The sequence below is a fragment of the Dehalococcoidia bacterium genome (genome assembly GCA_035574915.1).
Taxonomy (GTDB): Bacteria; Chloroflexota; Dehalococcoidia; order DSTF01; family WHTK01; genus DATLYJ01.
Genome location: DATLYJ010000078.1, coordinates 62,420 through 74,754, shown reverse-complemented (window position 1 = coordinate 74,754; position 12,335 = coordinate 62,420). Strand labels below are relative to the sequence as shown.

Sequence of the window (12,335 nt, the reverse complement as noted above, 5' to 3'; positions counted from 1 at the left end):
AATCCTGCAGGTGCCGGCCGACTACATCATCGCCGCGGCGCGTAAGTCTTCGCTCTGGCCCATGACGTTCGGGCTGGCCTGCTGCGCCATCGAGATGATTGCGACCTATATGTCGCACCACGACCTCGACCGCTTCGGCATCGTGCCCTGGCCCTCGCCGCGGCAGTGCGACGTGATGATCGTCGCGGGGACTGTGACCAAGAAGATGGCGCCTGCGGTGAAGCTGCTATACGAGCAGATGCCGAACCCCAAGTGGGAGATCTCCATGGGCGCCTGCGCTACCAACGGCGGCCCCTACACCCGCTACGACCGCGTCCTCCAGGGTGTCGACAAGATTATTCCGGTGGACATCTACGTCCCGGGCTGCCCTCCCCGGCCCGAGGCGCTGATGGACGGCTTCATCGCCCTCCAGAACAAGATCATGGAAGAGCGCGGCAGGGTCGGCGCCGGTGCCTGAGGACCGACGAGCCCTCCGCGACGCGCCGATCGTGGCGCCCGAACCGGGCACCATCTGGGACACATTCGCCGCTGCCCTCCCTGGCGTCGAGATCACGGCCACGAAGGGCCCGGCCGATGTGATCCTCATCGTGGACCGCAAGGACGCGCACCGCGTCCTGGAGACGGCGAAGACCGACCCGCGCCTGAAGATGGACTTTTTGCGTAACCTCTGCGGCGTGGACTACGAGGAGCAGGGTCTGGAGGTGGTCTACCACCTCTGGTCCTACGAGCACCGCCACAGCGTCACGGTGCGCGCCAAGGTGCCCGCTGACGACCCCCGCATCCCCACCGCTACCGACCTGTGGCAGGCGGCGGACTGGCACGAGCGCGAGTGCCGCGACATGTTCGGCATTGTCTTCGAAGGCCATCCGAACCTCGTGCCGCTGCTCCTGCCCGAGGACATGCTCGACCACTACCCGCTGCGCAAGGAGAACCCGCTAGCGCCGCTGGAAGAGTGGCAGGGTGAGGTGTTGGGCGAAGACATGGCCAAGGCCGGGCACATCCCGCCCGGGTCTGGCTTCGAGGTCACGCCCGAGGAGGTCGAGGAGTAATGGCCGCCGAGCCTCAGGCCATCGGTATCGAACGCGAGCTCGAGACGATCGACCTCAACATCAACATCGGGCCGCAGCATCCCGCGACGCATGGTGTGTTCCGGATGGTGCTGACGGTCGACGGCGAACTGGTCAAGGACGTCATCCCTCACATCGGCTACATGCACCGGGGTGCTGAGAAGCTCTCCGAGTACATGGATTACCGCCAGGCTATCGGCTTCCAGGACCGCACGGAGTACCTGGCGCAGTTCAATGCCGAGCTCGCCTACGTCCAGGCGGTCGAAAAGCTCGCGGGGCTGGAGCCGCCAGAGCGGGCGCAATACATCCGCGTGATCCTGGCGGAGCTTAACCGCATCTCCAGTCACTTCATGTTCTTGGGCGCCTTCGGCACCGACCTCGGCGTCTTTGGCACCTCCTTCACCTACGCCTTCCGCGAGCGCGAGTTCATCCTCGACCTCTTCGAAGAGGTCTCGGGTGACCGGCTGATGTACGCCTACTTCCGGCCCGGCGGTGTCGCCTGGGACGTGCCGCACGACTTCAAAGACAGCGTGCGGGCACTCTGCCGGCGGATTATCAAGTACGGCCACGCGGACATGGACAGACTCCTGACGGACAACGAGCTGTTCATCGCCAGGACGCGTGGGATCGGCAAGATCAGCGTCGAGGACGCGATCAACTACGGTTGTACCGGCCCGGTGCTGCGCGCCAGCGGCTTGAAATGGGACCTGCGGAAGGACCAGCCCTACTCTATCTACGACCGCTTCGATTTCGACATCCCCGTCGGCACGAACGGTGACTCTTACGACCGTTACCTCGTGCGCTTGGAGGAGATACGGCAGTCGGTGCGCATCATCGAGCAGGCCGTGGACCAGATGCCGGACGAGGGCCCGATCATGCCGGCGCGCGTGCCGCGCGCCCTGCGCCCTGCTCCGGGCGAAATCTACATGCCGAACGAGGCTCCCCGCGGCGAGTACGGCGTCTACATCGTCTCCCGCGGCGCGACGCAGCCCTACAGACTGCGGATCCGCTCGTCCTCCTTCTGCAACCTCTGCGCTCTCAAGCACATGACCGTCGGCCACTACGTGGCGGACGCGGTCACGATCTTGGGGTCGTTGGACATCGTGCTCTGTGAGGTCGACCGGTGAAGGAAGAAAGACGCGGGCGGCGGGAGTCAGGGCGGAGGGAGAGCGTCCGGTACGCACTGCTTCCTGATCCCTGCTTCGAGTTTCCAGGGAGGTTTTAGTGGCTCTCCTCTGGGGTGTCTTCGGTATCGACATGAACGTTGGGCTGGACGCGTTCATCCGGCTCAACATTGTCGTGCTGGTGATGACACTCGTGGTTATGTTCCTCATCTACCTCGAGCGCAAGGTCGTCGGCCGTATCCAGATGCGGTTGGGGCCGATGCGCACCGGACCGTACGGCACCCTGCAGTCCTTCGCTGACGCCATCAAGCTGCTGACGAAGGAGGACGTGCGTCCCGCGAGCGCCGACAACCTCCTGTTCGAGTTGGCGCCTTATGTGACCTTCGTACCGGTGTTCATGACACTCGTGGCGCTGCCGTTCACGGAGGACTGGGGTGTCCGGGACCTGCAGCTCGGCCTCTTTTATATCGTGGCTGTCTCGGGCGTGAACACGATCGGTTTCATCATGGCGGGTTGGGCTTCCGACAATAAGTACGCCCTGCTTGGCGCCATCCGCGCCGCCGCGCAGCTCATCAGCTACGAGATCCCCCTGATCCTCGCCGTCCTGTCGGTGTCGATGGTGGCCGGCTCGCTGAACCTGCGCGAGATCGTGGCGACGCAGCACAACGTCCCCGCGGTCGTGTATCAGCCGCTCCCGTTCTTCATCCTGCTCACGGCTGTAATCGCCGAACTGGGTCGCCGCCCCTTCGATATCCCGATCGGCGAGTCGGAGTTGGTAGGGGGTCCCTGGGTGGAATACAGCGGCATCCGCTGGAGCATCATCTTCGCCCTGGGCGAGTACGCGGCCATGTTCGGGTTGTCCGTGCTGGCCTCCATCCTGTTCTTCGGCGGTTACGAATGGCCCTTCGGCTCCGACGTGGGCTGGCCGCTGCAGATTGCCCTGACGACCGTAAAGGCGATGTTCATGATCCTGGTCTTCATGTGGATCGGCGCGACGTTCCCCCGGCTGCGCATCGACCAGCTGATGGCCTTCTGCTGGAAGATCCTGCTGCCCTTCGCCTTCCTTCAAGTGGCCGTTAACGCTATTGTCCTCGTGTACATCGATGATGTGACGGCGGCGCGGGCGGTGATCGGCGTGATCTCGGCGGCGCTGCTGCTTGCGATGGCGTACGTGATCTACCAGGTGACAAAGCAACCTTCGCGTGCCGAGCGTCTCGGCGCGATGGCTGCCCTGAGGAGCACGACCTAGATGATTGGCGTTTTGAAGGCCCTGGGTGTCACCTTCGGCACCATGCTGCGGAAGCCCGTCACGATTGAGTATCCGACGGTGCACCGCCCCGTGCCCGAACGCGATCGAGCCTTCCCGATCCTCCTCTGGGACTACGAGGTCGACGAGCCCTTCTGCACCGGCTGCCACGCCTGCGAGCGCGCCTGCCCCGTGGAGTGCATGACGGTAACGATGAAGGACAACCCGAAGTTCGCGGAGGGCAAGAGCAAGCGCCGCAAGATCGTCGACCAGTTCTTCATCGATTACGGGCGCTGCATGCGCTGCAACATCTGCGTCGAGGTGTGCAACTTCGACGCCATCGCCATGAACAACACCTGGGCCGGGCACGAGCTCTCGACGGAGGACCGGAAGGAGCTCGTGATGGACCTGGAGCAGCTGCTGGCCCAGCACAAGACACGAGACCCCGGTACGCGGATCAAGCCCTGGGTTCCGTCCTGAACCCCGGAAGGACTGAATGGCCGAAGCGGTCTTCTACATCCTGAGCATCCTGGCCATCGCTGGCGGAATCGGAGTCGTTACTTCCCAGAACGTCGTCCACGCCGCGTTATGGCTCATCCTCTCGCTCCTGGCCGTGGCCGGCTTCTACATCCTCATGACCAGCGAGTTCCTGGCCCTGGTGCAAATCCTGATCTACGGCGGCGCCGTCGCCACGATCATTCTCTTCGGTCTCATGCTCACGCGTGGCCGCGACCAGATGCCTATTACTTTCGGGGAAGCGCAGCGCCTGCCGGCATTTCTGGCAGGCGTATTGCTGCTGGGCCTGATCCTGGGCGGCATCCTCAACACCGACTGGCCGCGCTACGTCCAGGAAGTCACGCTGGTCGACACGCGCGCCATCGGCGACGCGCTGTTCACGACCTGGCTCCTGCCCTTCGAGATCGTGTCCGTGGTGCTGCTCATCGCGCTCGTGGGCGCCATCGTCATATCGCGCCAAGAGGAAGGAGAGGCGTAGTGGAGACCGCGGCGGAGCAGGTCTCACTCAACCACTTCCTCATCATCTCCGCCATCCTCTTTTCTCTCGGCGTCTACGGCGTCCTTTCCAGGCGCAACGCGGTCCTGATCCTCATGTCCGTCGAGCTAATGCTGAACGCCGTAGCCGTGAACTTTGTCGCCTTTGCCGTCTACACCGACGGAGAGCTGTTCCGCGGCCTCATTTTCGCGATCTTCGTGATTACGATTGCCGCTGCCGAGGTCGGCCTGGCACTGGGCATCATCATCCGCGTGTTCCGCAACAGGGCGACCGCCGACGTGGACGAAGTGAGCCAGCTGAAGTGGTAGCAGTCATGACGGCAATGGAGGAGCGCTCGCGATGATGGAGCAGGCCTGGCTGCTGCCGGCGCTGCCCGCGCTGGCCTTCGTGGTCCTGGCCCTCGGGCACTTCCTGTTTTCCCGCTACATCCCCCGCGGCGGCGACTTCATCGCCATAGGCGCGATGGCCGCCTCCTTCGTGCTCATGGTCCTGGTATCCCTGGACCTCTTCGATCAGTTGCCGGCGCTGGCGGCCGACCTGCAGAACAACACCTCAGGGTTCGACTGGGTGAAGGTCGAGGAGATCGACTTCGTCCTGCGGGTGGGCTTCCTGGTCGACCAGATCACGGTCGTGATGCTGATCGTGGTGAGCTTCGTCGGCCTCATGGTGATGATCTACTCGCTGGGTTACATGCGCGGAGAGCCGCGGTACGGCTGGTTCTACGCCGTCCTCTCTCTCTTCGTCGCCTGCATGCTCACGCTGGTCCTCGCCGACAACTTCCTTCTTCTGTACGTGGTCTGGGAGGGCGTCGGCATCTGCTCCTTCCTGCTCATCGGCTTTTACTGGGAGCGCAGACCTGCTGCCGAGGCGGCCAAGAAAGCGTTCATCACCACGCGTCTAGGGGACGTGGCGATGCTCATCGGCATCATCATGCTCTGGCGCGAGACGGGCACCTTCGACATGAGCGCCATCTTCCACGCCGCGGAAGAAGGCGAGATTGGCCAGACCTACCTTACGGTCGCGACCCTGGCCTTGTTCGGCGGCGCGATGGGCAAGTCAGCGCAGTTCCCGTTCCACGTGTGGTTGCCGGACGCCATGCAGGGCCCGACCCCCGTTTCGGCCCTCATTCATGCCGCCACGATGGTAGTGGCCGGCATCTATCTCGTTGCGCGCACCATGCCTTTGTTCGAGGCCTCGGACGAATGGTTGCTCTACTTCGTCATCGTGGTCGGCATGATCACGACCTTCATGTCGGCGTTCATGGGCCTCGTGATGACGGACATCAAGCAGGTGATCGCTTACTCCACCCTCAACAGCCTCGGACTAATGATGGTCTCGCTCGGCCTCGGCGAGCCGGGAGTGGCCCCGGCGATGCTCTATCTCTTCGCCCACGCCTTCTTCAAGGCGCTGCTCTTCCTCGCCGCCGGCTCCGTCATCCACGCCACGGAGCACCAGGAGGTCGACCACCTGGGCGGGCTGGCCGCAAAGATGCCGATCACGCACTGGACCTTCGCGGTCGGTGCCCTGGCGATGGCGGGAATGATCCCGCTCTCCGGCTTCTGGGCGAAGGACGAAATACTCGCCATTGCCCGGGACGAGAGCCCGGTGGTCCTGCTATTTCTCCTGCTGAGTCTGCCCGTGACGGCACTCTATATGGCCCGGGTCTACATGCTGACCTTCCAGGGCGAGCCGCGCGACCACCATGCCTTCGAGCACGCGCATGAGTCGCCCCCCGTGATGTCCTTGCCCCTGATCGTGCTGGCCGTACTCGCCGCGGTGTCCGGCTTCGTGGTCTTCGACGCCGTGGGGGAGGCGGTCGGCTTCGGCTCAGGCTTCCTGGCGATGGTGGAGAACGTGTTCGGCGAGGCGCATGACTTCGAGATCGACTGGCTGGTCCTCGTGCTGTCGACAGCCCTGGTAGCAGGAGCGCTCGTGGTCGGCTGGGACGCCTGGACGGGCGAGCGCGCCATGGCGCGCGAAGCTGCCGCGCGGGCGCCTTTCCTCTACCAGCTCTTCTCTAACAAGTTCTACGTCGATGCCTTCTACCAGTGGGTGATCGACCAGGTCGTCCTTGGGTTCGCCAAGATCATCGCCTTCTTCGACCGCGCGGTGGTCAACGACACGGGAGTGAACGGCCCTGGGGAATTCACGGGGGCGACGGGCTGGGTGCTGAAGCACGCCCAGACCGGCAGGCTGCCTAACTACGCATTCGCGATCATCGCCGGCGTCGTCGTGTTGGCGATCGCCGGCTACGCCGCGAGGGGGTGAGATGGAGCAAGGTCACGCGCTGCTAGCGCTCATCGTCCTGCCGCTCGCGGCCGCTTTCGCGCTGCTCTGGGTGCCGGGTGAGCGCAAGGACCTCGTCCGCTACCTGTCGGCACTGATCGGGCTCGTGTGCTTCGTGATCTCCGTCTACGTGTTCGTTGCTTATGAGCCGGGTGGCGAAGAGCAGTTCGACTTCCTGCTGCGCTACGACTGGATCGAGAACGTTGGCATCCTCGGCGAACACGGCATCAGCCTTTACCTGGGCGTGGACGGCATTGCCGCGAGCATGATCCTGCTCAACGGTGTCGTGGCCTTCGCGGGCGTGTTGATCTCCTGGAAGATCGAGAACAAGAACAAAGACTTCTTCATCCTCTACTGGCTGCTCGTCGCGGGCGTTTTCGGCACGTTCTCGTCGCTGGACCTGTTCGCCTTCTTCTTCTTCTACGAGCTCGCGGTGCTGCCGATGTACCTCCTGATCGCGGTCTGGGGCTCGAGCACCCGCTTCCCGACGTTCCTGCGGACGAAGGAGTACAGCGGCCTCAAGCTCATGATGATGCTGGTGGCCTTCTCCGTCCTCATCTTCATCGCCATTTTCGCCACTTTCGCGGAAGCGGACGTGGGCACGTTCGACCTGACGGCGCTGTACGGGGCGGAGTTCGATACGGACTTCCAGAAGTGGGTCTTCCCTCTGTTCGCCGTCGGCGCTGGCTGTCTTGCCGGCTTGTGGCCATTCCACACCTGGTCGCCGGACGGCCACGTGGCAGCCCCGACGGCAGTGTCGATGTTGCACGCCGGCGTGCTGATGAAGCTGGGCGCTTTCGGCATACTCCGCCTCGGCATCCAACTCATGCCGGAGGGCGCCGAGTTTTGGATGCCGGCGCTAATCGTGCTGGCGACGATCAACGTCGTCTACGGGGCAATCTCAGCCCTGGCGCAGACGGACTTCAAGTACGTCATTGGTTACTCCTCCGTCTCTCACATGGGCTACGTGCTGATGGGCCTGGCAACGCTGGACCCGGTGGGGCTGAACGGCGCCGCGCTTCAGATGTTCTCGCACGGCGTGATGACGGCCCTCATGTTCGCCATGGTGGGAGCGGTCTACGACCAGGCGCACACGCGCGAGTTGGCCGCGTTCGGCGGCCTGGCGGGAAAGATGCCGCGCTTCGCCATCTACTTCACGATCGCCGGGCTTACCTCCGTGGGTCTGCCCGGGCTCTCGGGCTTCGTGGCCGAGTTCAACGTGTTCGTCGGCACCTTCAGCGAGTACTGGTGGGCCGGAGTTCTCGCGGTCCTGGGCGCCGGGATTACGGCAGTCTACATCTTCCGCCTGCTGGCGCTGTCTTTCTTCGGGCAGTTCAACGAGGCGCGCTGGGGCGATCTCAAGGACATGACGCGCTACGAGGCAGTGGGCGGCGCCCTGTTAATCGTCTTCATCCTCTTCATGGGGCTCTGGCCTGACCCGTTCGTGGACCGCATCTCGGACACCGTCGTTAACCACCTGCCGGGGATCGGATGATAGAGGGACTCAACTTCGACTACTCGCTCCTCATCCCGGAATACGTCCTGGGACTGGTAGCCGCCGTCCTGGTCGGGCTTGACCTGGCGGCGCCGCGCTTCCCGAAGCGCCTGATGCCGTGGATCGCTGCGGCTACGCTCGCGGGTGTCTTTGCCCTCTCATTCGCCTGGCTGGACACCGAGGACGACTTCGCAGGCCTCATCTTCATCGACGACTACACGACCTTTTTCCGCTGCTTCTTCACGGCCATCGGCTTCTTCGTGGTAGTCGCATCCGCCCAGTTCGTGCAGCAGCGGCTCCGTCATCCCGGCGAGTACTATGCCCTGCTTCTGGTCGCGACCGCGGGCGCTATCTACATGGCCGCCTCGCGCGAATTGCTCACCGCTTACATCTCCCTGGAGGTCCTGAGCTTCAGCAGTTACATCCTCGTCTCGTACGCCAAGAGCGATAACCGCTCGAACGAGGGTGGGATGAAGTACATGCTCCTCGGCGCCTTCTCCTCGGCCATCCTGCTCTACGGCATCAGCTTCATCTACGGCACCGCGGGGTCGACCTCCTATGACGCTATCGCCGAAGCATTTTCGGATGGCACCAGTGGCTTCACGGCGCCGACCCTGCTCGGCCTGACGCTGATCGTCGCCGGCCTGGGATTCAAGGTGGCGGCCGTGCCCTTCCACATGTGGACGCCGGACGCCTACGAGGGCGCGCCGCTGCCGATCACGGCTTTTCTCTCGGCTACTTCGAAGGCGGCCGGCTTCGCGCTGCTCATACGGCTGTTCAGCAGCGCCCTCATGCCCGTCGTGGACGATTGGCGCTTCATGGTCGCGGCGATCTCGGCGGCGACCATGGTGGCCGGAAACGTGATCGCGCTCCAGCAACACAACATCAAGCGGCTGCTCGCCTACTCCAGCATCGGGCAGGTCGGCTACATGCTTATGGGCCTCGTCGCGCTCTCGCCTGAGGTGACGAGCGCGCTCCTCCTGCACATGACCGGCTACATCATCACCAACATGGCTGCCTTCACGGCGATCATCGCCTACCACAACGAGACCGGGGCCGAGGAGATGAGCGACTTCCGCGGCGCCTCCGACCGTTCGCCGCTACTGGCCACGGTCATCGCTGTCGCCCTGTTCTCGCTGGCCGGGATGCCACTCTTCGCCGGCTTCCTCACGAAGTTCATCTTCTTCCAGTCCGTCGCCGAGGAAGGCTATCTCTGGCTGGCCGGCGTCGCCGTCGTGGCCAGCGTGATAAGCCTCTACTACTACCTGTACGTCATCAGGGAGATGTATGTGAGCCCCGCGACGAATACGGAGCGCTTCAGCGTGCCGTTGGTGATGAAAGCTGCGGTCGCGGTGCTGACCGTCGGCATCTTCGTCGTCGGCCTCTATCCTGCGCCGCTTTACGAGCTCACCGATGGCGTGGCTAGCGTACTCTTCTAGCACCGATATCTCTGCTGCGCTGAGTTGGAAGCCGGCGCCTGGCGTCCGGGCTTCAGGGCCCTGGCCGTCTCCTGAGTGAGTCCGTCATCAAGTGTGCGCGGCAGACGCTGGTCCTAGGTGTCGTCGCGACGCTCTGCCAGCGCCTTGAGGCGCGCGAGCATCTGCTCGTGGGCACGGCGCAGGTGCCTGCGGGCCAGGAACTCGCCGATGAAGCCGCCGTATTCGAATTCGGTGTGTAGATGCACGGCGGCGCCGCCGTCCCTGTCGCGCACCGTCCAGGTCGTAATGTAATTGTCCGCCGGCGGCGGCGATTCTATGAGTTGCCGCTGTCCGCCGGAGTCGAGCAGGGTCTGGATCTGGATGACGTGCGTCGTCGGCCGCGGGCCGATCCGCGCCTCGACTTCGATCGCTGCCCCAACGCCGCCGCGCTGCTCGCTCAGCAAGCGCAGCACTCGCCAACCGTCCGGCAGGATCTGAGCCCGCATGGAGAGGTCCGAGATCAGAGCCAGGACGCGGGCCGGCGGCGCGTCGATGTCCATCGATGCCACCACCTCAGCCAAGGTGTCAACTGGTCGTCACGGGCAGAAAGTCCGGGCGTTGGGCCTCGTAGCTCGCGATCGCGTCTGCTTTTTGCAGGGTCAGGCTGATGTCGTCCAGGCCGTTGAGCAGGCAGTGCTTGACGAAGGGGTCGATGTCGAAGTTGCGCGACCAGGTGCCTGATGCGAGTGACACGGTCTGCGCCTCGAGGTCGACCACCAACTCCATCGATGGCGTCTCTTCCGCGCGCGCCATCAAGTGATCGACGTCTTCCTGAGGCAGCACGACTGTCAGAAGCCCGATCTTCGCGCAGTTGTTGCGAAAAATGTCCGCGAAGGACGGCGCGATGATCACCTTGAAGCCGTAGTCCTGGAGCGCCCAGGGGGCGTGTTCCCGAGACGATCCGGAGCCGAAATTGCGCCCGGCGAGGAGGATCGGCGCCCCCTTGTAGTGGGGATCGTTCAGGACGAAGTCTGGGTCTTTGCGCCAGGCATCGAAGAGGAACTGGCCGTAGCCCGTGCGCTCGATGCGCTTCATGTACTGGGCGGGAATGATCTGGTCGGTGTCTACGTCGGCCCGGTTCAGGGGGACGGCCTTGCCTCTAACGGTCTTGAACGGTTCCACGGCGCTCCTTCCAATATGCGGAGTCCCCAGCGCTGGACATCCGAGCATCTCGACTAGAGATGCCGGACGTCCTCGCGTGGGGAAGTCAGTCTCTTCGCTCCCACTTGCGGATGTCGACGAAGTGGCCGGCAATAGCGGCGGCGGCGGCCATTTGCGGGCTCACCAGGTGAGTGCGCCCTCCGGGACCCTGGCGGCCCTCGAAGTTGCGGTTGGAGGTAGAGGCGCAGCGTTCCCCCGGGAGGAGAATGTCCGGGTTCATCCCCAGGCACATCGAGCAGCCCGCCTCACGCCACTCGAAGCCGGCTTCGATAAAGACCCTGTCGAGGCCTTCCTGCTCCGCCTGGGCCTTCACGAGGCCTGAGCCTGGCACCACCATGGCCTTCAGGTTCTTGTGGACGCGATGACCTTTCACGATAGCCGCCGCGGCCCGCAGGTCCTCGATGCGAGAGTTGGTACAGGAGCCAATGAAGACCTTGTCGAGGTGGATGTCCTCGATCGCCGTGCCCGGCCGGAGGTCCATGTACTTGAGCGACCGCAGCGCCAGCTCCCGGGCAGCGGGATCGGCCATGGCTTCCGGGTCGGGCACGCGTCCCGTGACGGGCACGCTCTGGGCCGGCGTGGTGCCCCAGGTCACGCAGGGCTCGATGTCCTCGCCCTGGAGTTGCACCACCTTGTCGAAGGTAGCGCCCTCGTCCGTCGGCAGGCTGCGCCAGTAATCCAGCGCCTGCTCCCACCGTTTGCCTTTCGGTGCGTGCGGGCGGCCCTCCATGTAAGCGAACGTCTTGTCGTCCGGCGCCACCATGCCCGCCCGCGCTCCGCCCTCGATGGACATGTTGCAGACGGTCATGCGGCCTTCCATCGAAAGGGCGCGGATGACATCGCCACGGTATTCGATGATGTGGCCGATGCCGCCGGAGACGCCCATGTGGCGGATTATGGCGAGGATGACGTCCTTCGCGGTCACGCCGTCGTGAAGGGAACCGTTCACCTCCACGGCCATGGTCTTCGGCTTCGATTGCGGCAGCGTCTGGGTAGCAAGCACGTGCTCGACTTCGGAGGTCCCGATGCCGATGGCAAGCGCGCCGAAAGCACCGTGCGTCGACGTGTGGCTGTCGCCGCAGACGATCGTCATTCCTGGCTGCGTAAGGCCCTGCTCCGGCCCGATTATGTGGACGATGCCCTGCCGCGGGTCGTTGATGCCAAAGTAAGGGATACCGAACTCTTCCGTGTTGCGGCGCAGAGCTTCCACCTGCTGGACCGAAAGCGGGTCCGGCCAAAGGAGGTTCCGGTCCTCCGTCGGCACGTTGTGGTCGACAGTGGCGAGCGTCAGGTCAGGCCGGCGCACCCGGCGGCCGCTAAGCCGCAGTCCTTCGAACGCCTGTGGCGATGTCACTTCGTGCACGAGATGGAGGTCGATGTACAGGAGGTCGGGCTTGCCCTCCTCCCGCGCCACCACGTGGCTTTCCCAGATTTTCTCGGAGAGGGTCCTTGGAGCAGGCATTTCG

Annotated in this window: 13 protein-coding genes; 10 read left to right on the top strand and 3 right to left on the bottom strand. The window is 64.0% G+C overall.

Translation table 11 applies throughout. The annotated features are described in order from the left end of the window. Position 1 precedes the first annotated feature (1 nt). The 10 genes from VNN10_07530 to VNN10_07485 all read left to right on the top strand — a co-directional run bounded on the left by VNN10_07530 (position 2) and on the right by VNN10_07485 (position 9,669). Positions 2-457, top strand: a complete 456-nt coding sequence (locus VNN10_07530) for an NADH-quinone oxidoreductase subunit B family protein (GenBank protein HXH21865.1) — start codon at positions 2-4, stop codon at positions 455-457. Beyond that, entirely contained in the window at positions 450-1,049 is a 600-nt protein-coding gene (locus tag VNN10_07525) for an NADH-quinone oxidoreductase subunit C (GenBank protein ID HXH21864.1), read from the top strand. The genes VNN10_07530 and VNN10_07525 overlap by 8 nt, the downstream gene beginning before the upstream one ends. Continuing rightward, positions 1,049-2,194: an NADH-quinone oxidoreductase subunit D gene (locus tag VNN10_07520; protein ID HXH21863.1), complete on the top strand. Its 1,146-nt coding sequence runs from the start codon at positions 1,049-1,051 to the stop codon at positions 2,192-2,194. The genes VNN10_07525 and VNN10_07520 overlap by 1 nt, the downstream gene beginning before the upstream one ends. Before the next feature lie 97 nt (positions 2,195-2,291). Next, positions 2,292-3,440 (top strand): NADH-quinone oxidoreductase subunit NuoH, encoded by a 1,149-nt coding sequence (gene nuoH / locus VNN10_07515; GenBank protein HXH21862.1) that lies wholly within the window; start codon positions 2,292-2,294, stop codon positions 3,438-3,440. Next, the gene (locus VNN10_07510) at positions 3,441-3,917 is read left to right on the top strand and encodes a 4Fe-4S binding protein (protein ID HXH21861.1); all 477 of its coding nucleotides are present in this window, start codon (positions 3,441-3,443) and stop codon (positions 3,915-3,917) included. It begins immediately after the preceding gene. 16 nt (positions 3,918-3,933) lie between these two features. Next, positions 3,934-4,431, top strand: coding sequence for an NADH-quinone oxidoreductase subunit J (locus VNN10_07505; protein HXH21860.1), 498 nt, complete (start codon positions 3,934-3,936; stop codon positions 4,429-4,431). Then, positions 4,431-4,757, top strand: coding sequence for an NADH-quinone oxidoreductase subunit NuoK (nuoK, locus tag VNN10_07500; GenBank protein HXH21859.1), 327 nt, complete (start codon positions 4,431-4,433; stop codon positions 4,755-4,757). Before VNN10_07505 ends, nuoK begins: the two co-directional genes overlap by 1 nt. A gap of 31 nt (positions 4,758-4,788) precedes the next feature. Beyond that, positions 4,789-6,717: an NADH-quinone oxidoreductase subunit L gene (gene nuoL, locus VNN10_07495; GenBank protein HXH21858.1), complete on the top strand. Its 1,929-nt coding sequence runs from the start codon at positions 4,789-4,791 to the stop codon at positions 6,715-6,717. 1 nt (position 6,718) lies between these two features. Then, the gene (locus tag VNN10_07490; protein ID HXH21857.1) at positions 6,719-8,230 is read left to right on the top strand and encodes an NADH-quinone oxidoreductase subunit M; all 1,512 of its coding nucleotides are present in this window, start codon (positions 6,719-6,721) and stop codon (positions 8,228-8,230) included. Next, positions 8,227-9,669: an NADH-quinone oxidoreductase subunit N gene (locus tag VNN10_07485; GenBank protein ID HXH21856.1), complete on the top strand. Its 1,443-nt coding sequence runs from the start codon at positions 8,227-8,229 to the stop codon at positions 9,667-9,669. Before VNN10_07490 ends, VNN10_07485 begins: the two co-directional genes overlap by 4 nt. A 113-nt stretch (positions 9,670-9,782) precedes the next feature. Here the strand turns inward: VNN10_07485 and VNN10_07480 are convergent, their stop codons facing one another. The 3 genes from VNN10_07480 to leuC form a co-directional block, all read right to left on the bottom strand. Further along, positions 9,783-10,217 (bottom strand): SRPBCC family protein, encoded by a 435-nt coding sequence (locus VNN10_07480; GenBank protein ID HXH21855.1) that lies wholly within the window; start codon positions 10,215-10,217, stop codon positions 9,783-9,785. A 16-nt stretch (positions 10,218-10,233) separates the two neighbouring features. Then, on the bottom strand, positions 10,234-10,830 hold the full coding sequence (gene leuD / locus VNN10_07475) for a 3-isopropylmalate dehydratase small subunit (GenBank protein HXH21854.1): 597 nt from the start codon (positions 10,828-10,830) through the stop codon (positions 10,234-10,236). Positions 10,831-10,915: 85 nt separating this feature from the next. Then, positions 10,916-12,331 (bottom strand): 3-isopropylmalate dehydratase large subunit, encoded by a 1,416-nt coding sequence (gene leuC / locus VNN10_07470; GenBank protein HXH21853.1) that lies wholly within the window; start codon positions 12,329-12,331, stop codon positions 10,916-10,918. Positions 12,332-12,335: the final 4 nt, after the last annotated feature.

Coding starts and splice junctions, on each gene's coding strand:
- leuC (HXH21853.1), bottom strand. CDS start 12,331: ATGCCTGCTCCAAGGACCCTCTCCGAGAAAATCTGGGAAAGCCACGTG.
- nuoL (HXH21858.1), top strand. CDS start 4,789: ATGATGGAGCAGGCCTGGCTGCTGCCGGCGCTGCCCGCGCTGGCCTTC.
- VNN10_07520 (HXH21863.1), top strand. CDS start 1,049: ATGGCCGCCGAGCCTCAGGCCATCGGTATCGAACGCGAGCTCGAGACG.
- VNN10_07490 (HXH21857.1), top strand. CDS start 6,719: ATGGAGCAAGGTCACGCGCTGCTAGCGCTCATCGTCCTGCCGCTCGCG.
- VNN10_07510 (HXH21861.1), top strand. CDS start 3,441: ATGATTGGCGTTTTGAAGGCCCTGGGTGTCACCTTCGGCACCATGCTG.
- VNN10_07485 (HXH21856.1), top strand. CDS start 8,227: ATGATAGAGGGACTCAACTTCGACTACTCGCTCCTCATCCCGGAATAC.
- VNN10_07505 (HXH21860.1), top strand. CDS start 3,934: ATGGCCGAAGCGGTCTTCTACATCCTGAGCATCCTGGCCATCGCTGGC.